The sequence below is a fragment of the Filimonas lacunae genome (assembly GCF_002355595.1).
Taxonomy (GTDB): Bacteria; Bacteroidota; Bacteroidia; order Chitinophagales; family Chitinophagaceae; genus Filimonas; species Filimonas lacunae.
Map to the genome: position 1 here is coordinate 3845657 of NZ_AP017422.1, position 18975 is coordinate 3864631.

Consider the following 18975-nt stretch of genomic DNA (forward strand, 5'->3'; position numbering starts at 1 on the left):
AGGTTCTCCCAGCCATAGTGGGAAGAAAAATCTTCGACCATGACCGGGCCAACCCGCCCCCTTTTAATATTTCCCCCATCGGGGCTGTTCATTATCCGGATGCTATCTAAGTAAGGTTACAGACCCCTGCCTGTGCATAGTTCTTCCATTTTCATCCACCCCTTCCGCTGTCCACACATAGGTAGCTAAAGGTTGCAGTTCTCCGTTTACACGGCCATCCCATCCTTTATTCACATCAGCAGTTTCAAACACTTTTTTACCCCAACGATTAAACACGCGGAAGTAATTCAGTTGTTTCACCCCTCGGAGGTTGGCATACAACAGATCATTCTGACCATCACCGTTTGGAGTAAATACATTCGGAACCAATATGTCGTTCGTAACAAACGCAGTTACCAGTAAGGTATCCACCGTTACACAACCCGAAGGGAAATCCATACGGATATTATATAACTGGTTTGCACCTAAAGTAGTTACCGGGTTATAAATATTAGTAGCTGACAAACCTGTAGAAGGCGACCAACTGTAAGAAGCATTGGTCAGTTGACGAGCAGCCAGCGTTGTAGGCAAACCAGCTGTTGTATTCACAGTAGCCAACTGCTCTCCTGTTACCGGTACTACTACGGGTATCACCTTGGTTACCGTGGCCGCCAATGAAGGACACACATCAGGTGTTACCGTTAAGGCAGCAGTATAATTACCCGCAGCCAGATAGGTAAACTGCGGAGCCGCATCGCTGCTGTTCTGACCATCGCCACTTGTCCAGGAATAACTTACTGTACCGCTGTTAACCACATTAGTTTCATTACTAAACTGTACAGCCGTGCCCGCACAATAAGAATCATAGCTAAAGGCAGGTTGTGCCGGCAATAACCTGGTTATAGCCAGACTGTTGGTAGCCGGAGCCACACAACCATTATTATCCGTAGCAGCAGCAGTATAAGTACCGGTTGCTGACACCAGTATGGTGTCAGTGGCATTACCCTGCACTGCTGTACCGTTAAACAGCCATTCGAAACTGTAGTTACCGGATGCAGATAGCACACGGGTACCGTTTACACCACACAATACTGTTCCTGCCCCTGCACTAATAGTACTTACCGGCAAAGCGTTCACCGTAAGTGCTCCGTTGGTATAAGCAAAGCTATAGTTATCCGCAGCTGCACCTGCCACCGTAATAGCATAAGTACCCGCAGCAGACTGAGTAGTGGCAGTTGTAGTAGCCTGTGCTGCGTTGGTAAACACAGATTCGGTTTCGTTACCTGCCAGTCCACTGTAGATAATTCGGAATACTGGGTTAGCAATACCATAGCAACGCGCAGAGTCTGCCGCCGTTATGGTCACCAACGCCTTATTAATAGAGAGTATTCCATTCACATAACTGATAGCATAGTTATCAGCCGTTAAGCCACCCGGAGTAATTACATATGTATTCACATTCTCAGCACCTTGCGATGTACCGCTATAGGTAACAGCACCCGTTAAAGCAGCAGTGGAATCTTCGCCACTGACAAAGCCATTGTAGCTTACATTGTTACCTCCGGCGAATGCGGTAGCATCATACACTTTAGTAGAATCCTTAGCTGTCACAGTCAGCGCTGCCTTAATAATAGCCAGACTGCCATTTGCATAAGTAATGTCGTAATTACCCGCCAATAAACCACCCGGAGTTATCACATAAGTGTTTACATTTTTAGCACCCTGAGAAGTGCCGCTATAAGTTACCGCACCGGTTAAGGCAGCAGCAGAATCTTCGCTATTTACAAATCCGCTGTAAGAAAGACCATTACCTCCACTATACGCTACACCATCATATACTTTAGACGAATCTTGAGCGGTAATTGTAAGAGCAGCTTTACCGATGGTCAAAGTACCGTCTGCATAAGTAATGTCGTAGTTATCCGCAGTTAAACCATCCGGAGTTATCACATAGGCATTTACGTTTTTAGCACCCTGAGAAGTGCCGCTATAAGTTACAGCACCGGTTAAGGCAGCAGTAGAATCTTCGCTATTTACAAATCCACTATAAGAAAGACCATTTCCACCGCTATACGCTAAACCGTCATACACCTTAGACGAATCTTTAGCGGTAACTGTCAGAGCAGCTTTGCCAATGGTTAAAGTGCCATCTGCATAAGTAATAGTATAGTTACCCGCAGTTAAACCACCCGGAGTAATCACATAGGCGTTTACATTCTTAGCTCCCTGGGAAGTACCGCTATAAGTTACTGCACCGGTTAAGGCAGTAGCAGAATCTTCGCTATTTACAAATCCGCTGTAAGAAAGACCATTACCTCCACTATACGCTACACCATCATACACTTTAGACGAATCTTTAGCGGTAACTGTCAATGCAGCTTTGCCAATGGTTAAAGTACCGTTCGCATAAGTAATGGTATAGTTGGCAGCTGATAAGCCACCAGGCGTAATCACATAAGTATTTACATTTTTAGCTCCCTGGGAGGTGCCGCTATAAGTTACCGCACCGGTTAAGGCAGCAGTAGAATCTTCGCTATTTACAAATCCGCTATAAGAAAGACCATTACCACCACTATACGCTACACCATCATACACTTTAGACGAATCTTTAGCAGTAACTGTCAATGAAGCTTTACCGATAGTTAAAGTACCATTTGCATAAGTGATAGCATAGTTGGCAGCAGATAAACCACCCGGAGTAATTACATAGGCGTTTACATTCTTAGCTCCCTGGGAAGTACCGCTATAAGTTACCGCACCGGTTAAGGCAGCGGTAGAATCTTCGCTATTTACAAATCCGCTATAAGAAAGACCATTTCCACCACTATACCCTATACCATCATACACTTTAGACGAATCTTTAGCGGTAACTGTCAATGCAGCTTTGTCAATGGTTAAAGTACCGTTCGCATAAGTAATGGTATAGTTAGCAGCAGACAGGCCACCTGGCGTAATCACATAAGTGTTTACACTCTTAGCTCCCTGTGAAGTACCGCTATAAGTTACCGCACCGGTTAAGACAGCGGTAGAATCTTCACTATTTACAAATCCACTGTAAGAAAGGCCATTTCCACCGTTATACGATAAGCCATCGTATACCTTAGACGAATCTTTAGCGGTAACTGTCAATGCAGCTTTGCCGATGGTTAAAGTACCATTCGCATAAGTAATGGTATAGTTGGCAGCTGATAAGCCAGCAGGCGTAATCACATAAGTGTTTACATTCTTAGCTCCCTGTGAAGTGCCGCTATAAGTTACCGCACCGGTTAAGGCAGCAGTTGAATCTTCACTATTTACAAATCCGCTATAAGAAAGACCATTACCACCATTATACGCTACACCATCATACACTTTAGACGAATCTTTAGCGGTAACTGTCAATGCAGCTTTACCAATGGTTAAAGTACCGTTCGCATAAGTAATGGTATAGTTGGCAGCTGATAAGCCAGCAGGCGTAATCACATAAGTGTTTACATTCTTAGCTCCCTGTGAAGTGCCGCTATAAGTTACCGCACCGGTTAAGGCAGCAGTAGAATCTTCGCTATTTACAAATCCGCTGTAAGAAAGGCCATTTCCACCATTGAATACTAAACCATCATACACCTTAGAGGAATCTTTAGCCGTAACCGTCAATGCAGCTTTGCCAATGGTTAAAGTGCCATTTGTATAAGTAATAGTATAGTTGGCAGCAGACAAGCCACCAGGCGTAATAACATACGTGTTTACATTCTTAGCACCCTGAGAAGTGCCACTATAAGTTAACAATCCTGTTAATGCAGCAGTAGAATCATCACCATTCACCAAACCAGAATAAGCAACACCGTTGCCACCACTAAAAGCAGTTCCGGCATAAGTAACTGTACTGTCATTCGCTTTAATTGTTAACGCAGCCTTACTTATCGTTAATGAAAAGGTTACATCCGCAGCCGCAGTATAACCGGCATTGCCTGCCTGGCTCATCGTTATCAACACAACTCCTGCTTTCTTCGCCTTCATCTTCCATATATTATTGTCACTGGCATCCTGGTATACTTCCGCAATACTGTTATCAGCAGAGCTTAAGGCAACCGTTAACCCCGAACTGGCAGAGAAAGCCCTGGTAAACACCTGTCCATAGAGTACTGTGGTATCAGCCAGCGCTGTAATAGTCTGCCCCTGTACACCTGACACTTCATAAGCTCCCTGATCAATTGTTGCATCAAAACGGGCCGAGCCTGCCAGATCCGTTGTGGGATAACCGGATACAACCGTATATAAAACATCATTTCCGGCATCTTTCACCGGGCTGCTGCTTTGTAAACTGTAATCGCCATTGGTAAAAGGTGCAGTATTAGAAGAAGGACTTTTAAATAGCGGATTGGCGCTGGTAATATAATTGGTAGCGTCATCCGTTGCACCTTGTATCGTACTGTATTGTATATTAACAGTGGCACTTCCGGATTGTATACCCTCAGTGGTGTTACCATAAATGATGCTATTCTGAATAGTAACAGTACCCCCAAAAGGATAAATCCCGGTTCCGTTACCGCTGATAGTGGTATTGATAAAATTATGTGTACCAGAACCCATATAAACGGCTAACCCTGCATTACCGCTTATCAGGGTATTGATATAGGTCATGTTTGTACTGGGACTACAATACACAACAGAACCTGTACTGCCTCCCAAACCTCCACTCATCTTTACATTTTTAAACACCTGGGCTGTGGTGGAGTTTTCATACAGAAGCGCACCGGAGGTAGTAGCAGTATCACGCAACAATTCACTGTTAGTCATATTCACAGTTGATGAATTGCTAACATATATTCCACCTCCCACAGCGCTTGTGCCAGTAACATTATTGTCGTTCACATGTAACCGGGTAGCATTCACATTGCTGGCGTAGCTCACAAACATCCCGCCTGCATAATTACCCGTACAGGTATTAAAGCTAACATTGGCACTGTCTATATCCACAGTACTAAAGGCCAGATACACAGCTCCCCCCAAATTGAGCGATGTGTTATTCAACACATTCACACGCCTGAATCCAACCATGGCTACATTGCTGGGGTTTGACCCATTGACCGATATGGCACCTCCGTAATATCCGGTGTTATTGGAGAAAGTCATATCCTCCATGAAAAGAGCAACAGTTCCCCCCATACTGATACCTCCTCCATATCCCATACCAAAGGAATATCCATTCACGGAAGTAGAACCTGCTGTTGTACCTGCATTTCCCCCTGTTACCGTAAAGCCGCTGATAACAGCATTACCCATATTACCACCGGCAAGTAACACATGAAAAGCATTATCCGAAATATCACCTGCTGCCCCCAAATCACCGCTTAAAATACTGGTATTAGCAGGGCTGGTGAAATCACGGGCTGCGGTATCCGTTTCCGTTCCTGCAAAACCACCATAGATTTTTACATCTTTCAGCAATACAAAAGAATTAATCTGGTTAGTGGTAGTGGACGTGCCACCCGCTACATTATTGGCAGGATACATAGGCAGATAGGTACCTTTGGCCACCCATATCTGCTTTACCGTACCTGCTGTTAGCCCATTTGCTATAGCCCCCGCCCTTAACGCAGTGGCTACCTCCCCTGTTGCATTTGCCCAGCTGCTACCATTACCGGTGCTTCCTTTTTTTACAAAAAGGACACCGTTGGCATTAGTGGCCAGCACTATTGACAAACTGCCATCAGCATAGGAAATAGTATAGTTAGTAGCATTCAAACCTCCGGGCGTAATCACATAAGTGCCTACACTGCTAACTCCCTGCGAGGTACCGCTATAGGTAAGTGTGCCTGTTAAAGCGGAGGTGGAATCATCCCCGTTCACAAAACCTGTATAAGTAATGCCGTTACCACCGCTAAAAGAAGCGCCGGTATAAGTAATTAAACTGCCGTTTGCTGTAACTGTTAAGTCTGCCTGATTTACCGTTAACGTAAAGCTTTTATCAGTTGCCGCAGCATAACTGGCATTACCAGCCTGGCTCATGGTTATCACCACTGAGCCTATTTTCTTCGCCTTTATTTTCCAGATATTATTATCACCTGCATCCTGGTATACTTCCGCAACACTATTATCAGCAGAACTCAACGAAACCGTTAAGCCTGAACTGGTAGCAAAAGCCCTCGTAAACACCGCCCCGTAAGTAACCGTGGTATCTGCCAGTGCTGTAATGGTCTGAGGCTGAAAAAGCGGCACTTCATAAGCCCCCAGGTCAATGGTTCCATTAAAACGCGCCGAACCTGCCAGATCTGTTGTGGGGTAATCTAATATAGCAGTATATAAAGCATCGTTTCCGGCATTTTTTGCCGGACTACTACTTTGTAAACTATAATCACCATCTGTAAAAGGAGCCGTTGCAGTAGAAGCCCCTGTAAACGCCGGATCAACCGTATTACCACTTTGTATATGATAAGTAGCGTTGGCGACTGCACCTTGCACTAAATTATATTGACAGGTAGTGGATGGTGTGATGGACGGATATATACCTGCATAGGTGGCAGTACTTGCACTATTGCCATAAATAATACAATTGTATAGTTTAGGGGTGTTATTGTTATAAAACAATCCGCCTCCACTAGAGGAAGCTACGTTACCGGCAACAGTCACATTCGTTAAAACGATATTAGGAGCTGATATATTATACAATCCTCCGCCACTACCCGCCTTATTACCGCTCATTAATACATTCGTAAAAGACGTAGGAGCACTGGTATTATATACGCCACCTCCATTACCGCTAGCTGTATTTCCCTTGATAACTACATTTGACAAAACAGCTAAAGCAGTTGGGTTAAGAATATATATTCCTCCACCACTATTAATAGCACTGTTGCCACTAATCACGACGTTGTGTAATACCGGAGCAGTATTTACCGTACTAAACATTCCACCTCCGTTGCCGGCACTATTCTCACTGATGATGACATCATTTATTACAGGTGCAGCACCATTACAATATAATCCTCCACCAGCAGTCGCGTTGGTGTTGGCTGTACTGGTAACATTCGCAATGACAGGAGAGGCTAAATTCCCAGGGGCACCGTAGCAAACGATCCCCGCACCTAAACCGCTAGCAATATTTATCCCGTTTACCGTTATAGCAGAGCCTCCGCTTCCATAACCCTCCCTGACAATAAAGCTGTTGATTTCCGCCGCACCTACCGCCCCGGCAGCAATTACCACACGCTGTGCGTTATCAGTAGCTAAAGCAGTACCACCCAGATTACCACTTAATATCGTTTGATTGGTGACACGCGAAGAATCACGGCTGGTAAGCGCTGTTTCTGTTCCGGCAAATCCACCGTATATTTTTACATCATTTACCAATACGAAAGCATTGGTACGATCTGTAGTAGTAGCCGTTCCTGTAGTCACTGCATCAGCAGGATACATAGGTAAATAGGTACCGGCAACTACCCATATTTGTTTTACAGTTCCTGCTGTAGCTGCGTTCAGCTGCGTAGCGGCCTTTAAAGCATCGGCCAATTCACCCAAAGGGTCGGCCCAGCTGACACCTGTTCCGGTGCTGCCTTTTTTAACGTACAAAATGCCATTGGCATCCTGCGCCTGTGCTGTTACCTGAAAAAGGGTAAGCATACACAACAGGCTTACATAAATACATTGTTTCATTGCAGAAGGGTTCTTATTCTATGTTTAATATGCTTTTCAGCTATGTTTCATGTAATAGGCAGCAGCTAGTAAGCTACTACGCCAGCGGCAGACGGCCGGCTATTGTTTTTACGCCCCATTTTCCATACAAAAGACAGCTCCATACTCTGTACAGAAGCGTATTTGCTTACATCGGACCGCACAAAATCGTAGGTAAAACCACCCAGCCAGCTTTTGGCTTCCAGTGTCACATAAGGATACCAGGCATCGCCAAAGCGATTAAATACCCCTACGTTCACACTACGCAACAATTCATCCCCTACCCCTATCTTATATACACCACCCAGGGTATAAATACTGTTACCTCCCTGAAACTCAGCAAAACCACTCAGGTGCACTTCATTATCCACACCGGAGGTAAACCAGTAGCTGGCGTTTGCACTGTATTTGCGTGGCATATTGTAGGTAGTATTCTCATAAGCGCCCTCCTTGGGTTTGGCAGCATGGAATAAAGCTCCTCCTGCAGAGAAACCGCTCTTTTCACCGGTATAGCTATAATATAAACCAGCGCTGATATCAAAGTAGTTGTTCTTTTGTATGGTAATTCCATCATTAGCAGGCGTACTGCGCTGAAAGCCCATAGAGCCCAACTGCGATTGAAACAGGAATTTATTGGCATCCAACACCCGGTTAGCATAGGTGCCCATAATACCGGCCCCAAGCATATGCTTACCCTTGCCATCCAGGGCAATATGATAAGCAGCTGTTAAAGAGAAGTAGTTATTTTTTAAGATACCGCCATTAGACTGGTCGCTTACCACCATACCACCTAGTCCCCAATAGCTGGGATTATCTCCCCCCTTTGCAATTTTCTTTTCTAAGGAAGCAGTTACTGTGTAATACGGTTTGATAGCTTGTCCCCACCATTGGCTGCGCATATTAATACTGCCACGCCAGTCATCCACCATACGTCCGGCAAATGCGGGGTTCATGGTCATAGGAGAAGAGAAATACTGGGAAAAATGCGGCTCCTGGGCTAATATCCGGGTACCTGGCACAAGCAAACAGGCACACAAAAGTGCATACAGGGTCCTATTCATGAAGAGTTTTTTACGAGCAAAGGTTAAAAAGCAGCAATTTACAGCTTTCAGCCCCTAAAAGTAGGGTAAATGTAGTCTCAACTACCAGGTATTTTACTAACGGTTTACAGGGATTTTCCGGCAAGCCAGAGAAGGCATTAACATACAGAAGCAAGGAAACATGAATATTAATAGCATTCTACAAAACTGTCTAACCACACTATATATCCTGTACCGCGCGGCGAAATTACTGTAAGTATCCTTTTTTCCCGAATCTTCTTCTAAAACAGAGAATACGGAATCATTTCATATAACCTAATGTGTACTTTTTACAAAAACTAACAATATAAAAGGAGCAACCACGAATACCCAACAACCTGCTTTGAAAATAGCCGTAGTCCTATTTTTCTTATTTTTACCCCTGAGAGAGCAATGGACTACGTAGCATTGGATGATATTAGTTTAGTAAAACGCATTTACCACAACGATGAAAAAGCGTTTACCGAGTTGTTTAACCGGTACTGGCTGTCGTTGTACAACACGGCGTACGGCATTTTACGGTATACCCACAAAAGGCCCTGATCACTGCTCCATCGGATAGAGCGGTAAAATCATTCCTTTTCTATAGCCAATCCCGGCCAGGTGAAAGCTTCACCCAACCGGGCGCTATCTCTACGTTGGATCAGGAAGCAGGTTCGAGGTATTCTTTCACCTCCTGTAATAATAATTGAATTTCGTCGTGGGCATTTTCTACCAGTGTTACAGAGTGTGGATACTCATCGGCGGTAAGCAACTCTATTTTTTTGGCCAGTCCTGCCAGTTCTCTCATTCCGGAACTAACACAGGTACCGTACAACTTATGTGCCGTTGCTTTTAGTTCATTGTACTGCCCTAGTTGCGCATAATTCACCAGCAAAGAATCAGATTTCTGTAATTCTGCAGCAGATACAGCTAACAACTCTTTCAAAAAGCTTTCATCATCCCCTAACATCTCTTTGAGCAGAGGAATATCAATATGGTTTTTCGGCTGCTGTTTTATTCTACGTACCAGCTGGGTTAATACCGGCATTAAGGCTTCTTCCACAAATGGCTTGGTAATGTAATCATCCATACCAATTTCCAGACAATGCTCCCGCTCACCTTTTACATTGGCAGCGGTAAGTGCAATAATAGGAGTATGCACTTTTTGCATTTGCCTGATTTTGATGGTAGCTTCATAACCATTCATCTGGGGCATCTGTATATCCATTAAAATGATATCAGGCGCAGCGCTTTTGTATTTTTCTACTGCTTCTATCCCATTACGCGCTTCTATAATAGAAACATCGGGAATTAAACGTTTTACAATTGTTTGAGCCAACAACATGTTCACCCTGTTGTCTTCTGCAATCATTACCTTTAAAGGCACATCAATTACAGTAATATTGGCTGTGGTAACTGGCTCTACAGGCGCTTTTTCAGCTGCTGTGAGTTTAGATAAAGAATTGTACAAGTCCTGCATTTTTATAGGTTTCACCAATCGTTTATTCACCTGCAGCTCTTCACACTGCCTGGTGATTATTTCGTCATCAGAAGAACTCTGCAACAATAGAATGGGGGTATTCTCTGCGCGGTCTTTAAACGCATCTCTTATCTGGCGAATGGTTTCAATCCCATTCAGATAAGGCATATGATAATCCATGAGTATGGCATCATATCTTTCTCCCATCGCAAGAAACTGTAATGCTTCAAAGCCATTACGTGCTTCCTGTGATGCGATATCTTTCAGCAACAGCATTTGTTTTACAATCATGCGGTTGCTTTCATTATCATCTACTATCAGCACTCTTTTTAATACATCCAGGTTTACTTCCGGCAAAGCATTATCGGCCTCTGTTTCCAGTACGATATCAAAATAAAAGGTACTGCCATCGCCCGGTGTACTGTTCAGTTGCAGCTTACTACCCATCATGCCTAACAGCTTGTTAGAGATAGCCAGCCCTAAGCCAGTGCCACCGTACTTTTTAGTAGTAGAAGCATCTTCCTGCAGAAAGGCTTCATAAATGACTTGTTGCTTCTCCTTAGCAATTCCAATGCCAGTGTCGCGCACCTGAAAACAAAATTGCATTTTATGAGGGGCTATATGCCTTACTGCATCTATCTTCAATTCCACTTCCCCACTATCGGTAAACTTCACCGCATTGCCTAACAGGTTTATTAATACCTGTTTTACACGTAATGCATCTGCTTGTACATAGCGTGGTAAATCGTGCTGCACATTCAATAATACTTCCAGCCCTTTTTGCTGCGCCTGAAAAGCCACCACATCAGCCGCTTCGCTTACCACACCAAACAAATCACATTTTTCTATATTCAACTCCAGCTTACCGGCTTCTATCTTAGAAAAATCAAGAATATCATTAATAATACTTAATAAAGCATTAGCACTTTGATTAACAATGGAAAGATATTGTTGCTGCGACTCGTTCAACTGGCTTTTCAGCACCAGGTCGGTAAAGCCGATAATACCGTTTAACGGCGTTCGTATTTCGTGGCTCATATTAGCCAGGAATTCCGATTTGGCCAGGCTGGCATCTTCTGCCGTACGCTTAGCCTTTTTCAATTCTTCCCGTTGCAAATAAATATGATCTACATCCTGTATAGCGCCAAAAATGCGCACGCACTTGCCTTTTGCAAAGGCAGCATGTCCTATGGTTCTTACCCAGCGCCTGTTACCACCATGCGTAGTAATTTCTACTTCCAGATCCCAGCTTTCGCCTGTTTCAACAGCCTTGTTCACCGCCGCCAGCATACGATCTCTGCTGGCTCCTTCTCTATAAAACAATAATGTAGATTCAAAATCAGGCTGAAAATCGCTGGTAGTTTCGTGAATACGACGCACTTCTTCCGACCAGAACACGGTACGCTTAATCAGGTTTACTTCCCATGCGCCAACACCGGCCAGGCTGCTGCTTTGCTCCATCATTTCTTTGGTGCGCTTCAAATCTTCTTCCAGGTAATAAGCCTGGGTAATATCTGTAGCGTTTCCTATTACATAAGGCGTTCCATCTGCCGTGTGTTCCAGCACATTCTGAAACAACCATATCTTTTTATAGCCATCTTTATGCAGGGTTTGCATAATGCCTCTGGCCTTACCTTTAGATACAATACCGTCCAGGTAAAGTTGTAATCCTTTATGCCGCTCTTCGGGAATGATATCGTATAAGCTTTTCTTCAGCAGATCTTCGCGGGTATAGCCTAAAATTTGCGCACCAGCCAGGTTTATGGATATAAAGTTCCCTTTCAGATCGTGGGTACACATTAAGCCCTGCGAACTTTCAAAAAAATCGCGAAAGCTTTTTTCACTGGCTCTGAGCTTACGTTCTTTTTTAACCTCATCACTTACATCGCGGGCTATAGCATAAATATTACCACTTACCGGGTCAATATTGCTTACCCATTCCAGTGACACATAGGTGTCATTGTTAGTACGATAGCGGTTGGTAAAATGGATACAGGCTTTGCCGCCACCAATTTTCTCTAATTCAATACGGGTTCTTTCGGAATCGTCCGGGTGAACCAGCTGTTCAATTTTGTGCTGTAACAGGTATTGCTCATCCCAGCCCAGTAACGCGGTAAACGCCGGGTTTATCTTTTTAAAATAACCATCGGTGCCCGCCACACAAACCAGGTCGTTAGCCAGGTTAAATAGTTTTTCAAAACTGTTCACCTCTTTTTTACTTCTACGCTCTGCTATAAAGGCAGTAGCCTGTTCAGCCAGCACCTGTAATGCCTTTTTCTGCGCTTCGGTTAATGAGCGTGGCTTTTCATCCATTGCACACAATGCCCCCAGGGCATGCCCCTGTGCATCTATTAAAGGATATCCTGCATAAAACACATAAGAAGATTCGTTTTCAGACAGGTGTTGGAAACGTTTGTCTTTACGGATATCTTCTATGTATAACAATCCTTTCTCCTGGATAGTATACTGGCAGAAACTATTGTTACGGGGTACAGAAGTAAAGTTGCATCCGTAGGTAGCTTTAAAGTGTACGTCATGTTCGTCTACCAGCGACAGGGCTGCTGCGGGCGCTTCGCAAATGAGAGAAGCCAGCAAAGCAAAGCGGTCAAACTCTGGTTCCCGCCATGCATTCAGAACCTGGTAGCTTCGCAAGGCTGCCAGCCTGCTCTTCTCATTATTCTGTTGCGAATTCTTTTTCATTGTTACAAGATTAATCGAACATGCACATACACAAACGGAACAACTATTGAATAAGTTCTCTCATGAATATATGTTGCTGTAACAAAGGTAGAACTACCCTTTACACCTCATCCTTGTAACTACTTAATTGTCAATTAAAGAAAAGCACCAAACCTATAGCGTATTAAAGCCGCCTTATAACCCGCTTTAAAAAAGCCCGCTTTTTAAGCTTTATTTCAGGCACCCCCTACTAATGCCAAAAGCGCCCCGCAGGAGACGCTTTTGGCTAAACAGCTTTAAAAACAGTTTCTATTCGTTAAAACCTGTAGGAAATGGTCATACGGAAATTTCTGCGGGCTTCTACGATATAAGAATAGTAATTAACCGCATTGTATAAGTTTTTCTGATATTGCTGGGCACTGGTAGTAGAACCGGCGGTTAACAGCTTCAGATTGTTGAACACATTGTTTACCAGCACGGAGATATTGTATTTTCCACGCTGTAACGATAATCCTGCATCTCCACGGAAATAATTAGGAAAATTCGCTACCGTGGTAGAACCTATGTAACGATCGGCTTGCCATTGAATACCACCATTTACACCAAAGCCTTCAAATGCTCCACGTTGAACACGGTATTGCAACCAGCCATTGGTAATGTGAGCAGCAGTATTTGCAGTCCAGATGCCTACCTGTTTGGCGTCGGTAGATTTAGTGATTTTAGAATTGGTATAGGCATAGTTAATGGTAGTGTTTAAACCAGGAAGTATTTCGCCACTCAGATCAAACTCAATACCTTTTGTAACGGTTTCACCTACCTGTATAGAGTATGTTTGCGAACCGTTTCTATGTGAAGCCACTGTATCAGTTACCAACGCATTCTTACGGGTAATAGTGTAAGCAGTTAAAGAGGTTTTCCAGCGACCACCCATCCAGTCTTTTTTAATACCAGCTTCCAGGTCAGTGCCCTTGATAGGTTTAAAGCCATTACCAAAGTAATCCGTACCAGAAACCGGTACAAAAGATTGATCGAATAAGCCATATACAGAGGTTTGCTTATCTATCGAGTAACTGATACCTACCCGAGGAGAAAACACATTGTCTTTTATATTAGCAGTATTGGTTTTACCCACTGTTTCAGCATAGGTAAAACGCAGTCCCAACGACAAACGCAACTGATCGTTCAAAAATCCTAATTCATCCTGTGCATATACCGAACCATAAGACACTACTGTGGCATAGGTAGTAGATCCCGCTCTTACGCGAACACTCTTGGAACGGTCAATAGCAGGAATGGAATCGAAAGAAATACCATATATGGGATTATATACGTTAAACACCTGCCCTTTAGGTAAGCCAATAGAAGAATCCAGTGACCTGAAATCGCCCCAGAACTTCTTGTTACCAAAATCAACGCCACCCATAATACGGTGTCTGATAGCACCGGTTCTTTCTTCACCGGTGAAAGACATTTGTGCAAAGCGGTTTTCACCTGCTTCATCCCCTATGCTAAACGCACGCACCATGTCGCCGTTAGCGGTCATGTGATCAGCCCATATGCTATTTGCCACCATGCTAAAGTTAAAGTAAGCTACCTGGGCGTGCATTTTCCAGTTATCACTCATTTTATGATCTAGGTATACATACACACTATGATCTTTCAACTTACCAGGCTCCAGGGAAGGATCGGCATAAAAGAAGTCATTTTTAACACCAGTATCTGCAAAACCTTTAGTAGAGAACGAATAGTTACCATTAGCCAGGTATTTAGAACCCTGGAAAGTGTATTCAAAAGTAACAGAAGTTTTATCGTCTACTAAGTACTTTAAAGTAGGTGCAATTACATAACGGTTGCTGTAGTTATACTTGGTAAAGTAGTCTTTTTGCTGTGCTGCCATGTTTAAGCGGTATAGCAAGCGGCCATCCTTGCTTAATTTACCATCCAAATCCACCGCAGTACGATAAGTGCTAAAGCTACCCATGCTTACTGATACATTTCCTTTGGTAATACCGGTAGGCTTTTTGGTTACCACGTTATAAAAACCACCGGGTTCACCAGCCGCCAGCATAAAACCTGCAGGACCTTTTACAAACTCAATACGCTCAATCATAGAAGCATCTTCGGCAGTAGGCCCCCAGCTGGCTTCAATGTTCATCCCATTGCGGAAAGCAGGTATTTTAGAACCTCTCATGCGAATGTTGGCATATTGGTTATCCCAATGTCCCTGGCGGGTTACACCACTTACGTTACGGGTGATGCCATCCACAATGTCATACACCTGCTGATCTGCCAATATCTGGGAACCGATCACCTGTATGTTCTGCGGCGTTTCCAGGATAGAGCTTTGTAAACGCAGACTTGGCGATACACCGTTGGTTTTATAACGGTTGCCACCTGCAGTTACTACCACTTCATCCAGTTCGCCCTGTGAGATATTCAGTTTAAAGGAAATATTGTTCTTTTTAGCGTCTTTATCCAGTGTAATGGTTTTGGTAACAGGCTCGTGCCCTATCAGTGTTACTTCTATTTCATAGCTGCCGGCAGGTAGGTTTTTGAAGCTGTAAAAACCGTTTTCATTAGTAGTGGTTACCTTACCTGTACTTTTTAAACGCACCACCACCCCTTCGGCTACTTTATTATCGGCGGTAGTTATCTGGCCGGTGATCATTCCTTTTTCCGGATTTTCATTATCCCCCTCCCGGGCAAATACATGCAGGAAACTACAGAATACCAATAATACAATAGCAAATGCCCGAAGCGAGTTACGGAGTAGTTGAGTCATCTTAGCTTTGTTAATTTTTTGCAAAGGTGACCGGATACAGATGCCGTTGGTTAACGAAATCGGGAACAAACCTTACGACAACGGGAAAAACCACCTGATTCATCGGCAAAAATGCTTCATACAAGTAAATTTCCCACATATAAAAGAATGCCAGCATGCAAACAAACATTCGCATGCCGGCTTTTATGCGATTTAATACATCAGTTCCCCCGATTCCATATCGTAAACGCAAACACGGTAATTGTGCGAAGCTGCCATCGCTTTTATCTCCTTCACTTTATCGGAATAAGGATGATGAAAGATAGAAATAAAGCCATCAATAAACACTGCAACAGCAAAGGCGAGCAACCCATTATTGCCTACATGAGAAGTCAGATCATTATCCTTGTTTTTACGTCCTGCTGCGTCGATAGCCATGGTGGTGTATATATCCGGAAAAGCATAAGGTATATATACCATAAAGCCTGTCTCTATTTTTTGCATGCGCAAATACACATTTTGACGATACAGGTAATAATACTGTCTATTCTGGATAATTACTTCCGGGTATAAATGACCACTACGTTTAGCGGTGTGCCAGGTGCTGTCCTTTGCATTATACTGCAACAGATGTGTTAACGCTGTTTTATCGTTATTATAAAAATGGGCGTTCCGCAAAAACTCCCCGTTTGCCGGCAAACTATCTTTCATCACCGGCAACTGCTGCCAACGTGCAAGTGCACTTATATTGATCAGCTCTCTACTCAACAGCGTTCCCCCAACCGGCAAAGACTCCTTACCGGCTTTTTTCAATAAGTTTTTCAACATGTCCGTTATGGCGTTTTCCACATTCACCATAATATTTTCGTAATACAGATGTATGCTAAACCAATACGCATACTGATTTTTTCCCACAGCCCAGTAAATATCCAACTTTGCATTCAATCTGCTATCACCATTTAATGTCCGCAATTCCTTTACATTCATCAGTATTTTCCCTGCTTTATGCGGTATGTGTGCTGTCTCGGCTGTTATCCAGGAAGTAAAAGCCGCTGGCAAAGAAGGACTTAATTTCTTATAAGAAAACCCGCCAAGCGCGTTAGTATATGTAACTAATCTTACCGTATCAAACCGGTTATCCAACACCTCTACCTGGCAAAAAGGCAAAGTATCTATCTTTAACTTTTTCCGCCCATGAGGTAATTCCATCTGCTCCTGTGCATGTAATACCATTGGAAACAACAACAGACATACAAGCAAACATTGTTTCAGGAAACCACTTGTAGTGTTCATAATAGGTTGTTAGGATTTTATAAAAATTAAATATATGTAAACCCATCGCCATATTCGGCCATTTCCACCCTTGTAAAAGCAGTTTTAGCAGTCTTTTAAAGATGTTTAACTTTTCGCATAGTAACTTTTTTCCCGAAAACAGGTCTTAATAATGCATTTTTGCTATCACAATAATGATTTTTAGAACACTGCTAATAGGCAAACAGATGAAACAAGTAATCCTGACCACCTTTACCGCAATAGCATTTGCGGCGTGTAGCACCCCTAAAACGTATTTTACCCCACCCGTTCGCGCCAATGTAGAAGCCAACGGCATTGATCTTACCAAAATTCAATATTACGTAGACAGGGATGTGGAACTGAAACGGGAAGTAGCATCCGGCTCTACCAAAGTGAGCGCCGGTGTGGTAAAGTTTGAAAACGGGAAATATGTAAATATTATTACCCTGAAAAAGAACACACCTGGCGTTTGCACAAAAGCCTATGCCGACAAAATAGATGTGTCGTTTGAAATGGGAGATGGCAAACACCTTACCTTTGGCAAGCTGCAAAGGGATAGCCATGCTGCTTATACTTTGTATGCCGATTCGTGGGGGCGCGACTTAGGTGCCATTAATTACGATGGACATCAATATTATATTCTGCCTTCTGGTTCCGAAGCACGCTTACAGATTAAGAAAAGTGTGGCCAACAATTCCAAAGTGGAAAAGAGAGAAATGAAAGGCAGAAAAGTAGCAGGATAACAGAGAACTATGCGATTGACAACAGACAACAAGTTTAAAAAGCTGATTATAATTGGTGACCGTGTGTTAATACGTCCGTCTAAACAACACGAGCGTACAGAAAGCGGTTTATACCTGCCACCCGGCGTACAGGAAAAGGAGAAAGTACAACAGGGCTATGTAATTAAAGCCGGCCCGGGCTACGCTATTCCCATGCCGGTAGAAGATGAATCGTGGCGGGGCAATAGTGAAGAACAGGTGAAATATGTGCCTTTACAGGCCCGTGAAGGCGACCTGGCTATCTTCCTGTTAAGTGGCGCTACGGAAATAGTATATGAAGATGACAAATACTATATCGTTCCGCAAAGTGCAGTGCTGATGCTGGAAAGAGAAGAAGATCTATAAATAGTATACAAGACAAAAGCAGTGGATGCTTTACATGTTACCCATGTAAAGCATCCACTGCTTTTTCATTTGCCGGCACTACCTACACAGTGTAATCGGTAGAAAAGCTGATGTTTTTATTCTCTTCCAGCGCTACCCTGTGTTCATCCATTTTAGCCGCTGCCCGGTTATAGGCATCTGTTCCAATGTACAATACCACCGGAGGGGCTGGGTTTTCTACCAGTTGCATCATCACCTCTGCCGCTTTTATCGGGTCGCCCGCCTGTGTTTTGTTCATGCTTAAATAGCGTTGATGACTGGCATGGATACCGGTGTAGTCTTCAATGCTATTTTTAGCAATCACCAGCGATTCGGCGGTTAAAAATTCTGTTCTGAAACCACCGGGGCAAATAACCGTGGCTTTAACGCCCAGTTCTTTTACATCCTGCGCCAGCACCTCGGTAAGGCCAATAACTGCTGCCTTGGATGCTGCATACATAGCCCAACCCATAGCGCCCGCCACACCGGCAATGGACGAAATATTGATAATGTTACCCGAGCGTTGTTTTCTTAAATAAGGCATCGCATAGCGCACCACCTGTGCCATAGCTACCAGGTTTACTTGTATGCTGTCCATCATTTCCTTCGTGCTTAACTCTTCAATAGCGCCACCAATACCATAGCCTGCGTTGTTCACCACCACATCCAGCCCACCAAAATGTGCGTGTGTAGCAGCCAACGAAGCTGCTATGCTTTCTTCATTGGTTAAATCCACTTGTAGCGGTAAAAACTGTGCAGCATCCGCACCGGGCAGGGCGTTCGCCAGCTCCTGTTGCTTACGCGAAGTAGCCGCCACCTTATGGCCTTTTTCCAGCAATAATTTCACCAGTGCCAGCCCCAACCCTTTCGATGCGCCTGTTACATACCATACTTTACTCATATTGCTTGCGTTTATTTGTAATAATA

At 43.7% G+C, this 18975-nt stretch carries 8 protein-coding genes; 2 read left to right on the plus strand and 6 right to left on the minus strand.

All coding sequences use genetic code 11. The features are described from left to right. Positions 1-102: 102 nt before the first annotated feature. The 5 genes from FLA_RS15255 to FLA_RS15275 form a co-directional block, all read right to left on the minus strand. Positions 103-7611 carry an MBG domain-containing protein gene (locus FLA_RS15255; protein WP_076377846.1) on the minus strand — a complete coding sequence of 2503 codons (7509 nt, stop codon included), beginning with the start codon at positions 7609-7611 and terminating at the stop codon, positions 103-105. Between the two features lie 65 nt (positions 7612-7676). Beyond that, on the minus strand, positions 7677-8690 hold the full coding sequence (locus FLA_RS15260) for a PorP/SprF family type IX secretion system membrane protein (RefSeq protein ID WP_076377844.1): 1014 nt from the start codon (positions 8688-8690) through the stop codon (positions 7677-7679). 661 nt (positions 8691-9351) lie between these two features. After that, positions 9352-12870 carry a response regulator gene (locus FLA_RS15265; RefSeq protein ID WP_076377842.1) on the minus strand — a complete coding sequence of 1173 codons (3519 nt, stop codon included), beginning with the start codon at positions 12868-12870 and terminating at the stop codon, positions 9352-9354. Positions 12871-13165: 295 nt separating this feature from the next. After that, the gene (locus tag FLA_RS15270) at positions 13166-15631 is read right to left on the minus strand and encodes a TonB-dependent receptor (RefSeq protein ID WP_076377840.1); all 2466 of its coding nucleotides are present in this window, start codon (positions 15629-15631) and stop codon (positions 13166-13168) included. Positions 15632-15823: 192 nt separating this feature from the next. Further along, positions 15824-16903: a hypothetical protein gene (locus tag FLA_RS15275; protein WP_076377838.1), complete on the minus strand. Its 1080-nt coding sequence runs from the start codon at positions 16901-16903 to the stop codon at positions 15824-15826. A gap of 206 nt (positions 16904-17109) precedes the next feature. Here FLA_RS15275 and FLA_RS15280 point away from each other — a divergent pair, with 206 nt between their 5' ends. Both FLA_RS15280 and FLA_RS15285 read left to right on the plus strand, forming a co-directional pair. Further along, positions 17110-17646 carry a hypothetical protein gene (locus FLA_RS15280; protein WP_144263997.1) on the plus strand — a complete coding sequence of 179 codons (537 nt, stop codon included), beginning with the start codon at positions 17110-17112 and terminating at the stop codon, positions 17644-17646. A gap of 9 nt (positions 17647-17655) precedes the next feature. After that, a complete protein-coding gene (locus tag FLA_RS15285; protein ID WP_076377835.1) occupies positions 17656-18030 on the plus strand; it encodes a co-chaperone GroES in 375 nt (124 codons plus the stop codon). A gap of 82 nt (positions 18031-18112) precedes the next feature. On the opposite strand, the gene FLA_RS15290 is transcribed toward FLA_RS15285, so the two are convergent. Beyond that, the gene (locus FLA_RS15290; RefSeq protein ID WP_076377833.1) at positions 18113-18949 is read right to left on the minus strand and encodes an SDR family oxidoreductase; all 837 of its coding nucleotides are present in this window, start codon (positions 18947-18949) and stop codon (positions 18113-18115) included. Between the last annotated feature and the right edge of the window lie 26 nt (positions 18950-18975).

Excerpts from the sequence above, each read along its gene's own strand:
- FLA_RS15280 (WP_144263997.1), top strand. The coding sequence starts at position 17,110 with ATGAAACAAGTAATCCTGACCACCTTTACCGCAATAGCATTTGCGGCG.
- FLA_RS15290 (WP_076377833.1), bottom strand. The coding sequence starts at position 18,949 with ATGAGTAAAGTATGGTATGTAACAGGCGCATCGAAAGGGTTGGGGCTG.
- FLA_RS15285 (WP_076377835.1), top strand. The coding sequence starts at position 17,656 with ATGCGATTGACAACAGACAACAAGTTTAAAAAGCTGATTATAATTGGT.
- FLA_RS15270 (WP_076377840.1), bottom strand. The coding sequence starts at position 15,631 with ATGACTCAACTACTCCGTAACTCGCTTCGGGCATTTGCTATTGTATTA.
- FLA_RS15260 (WP_076377844.1), bottom strand. The coding sequence starts at position 8,690 with ATGAATAGGACCCTGTATGCACTTTTGTGTGCCTGTTTGCTTGTGCCA.
- FLA_RS15275 (WP_076377838.1), bottom strand. The coding sequence starts at position 16,903 with ATGAACACTACAAGTGGTTTCCTGAAACAATGTTTGCTTGTATGTCTG.
- FLA_RS15265 (WP_076377842.1), bottom strand. The coding sequence starts at position 12,870 with ATGAAAAAGAATTCGCAACAGAATAATGAGAAGAGCAGGCTGGCAGCC.
- FLA_RS15255 (WP_076377846.1), bottom strand. The coding sequence starts at position 7,611 with ATGAAACAATGTATTTATGTAAGCCTGTTGTGTATGCTTACCCTTTTT.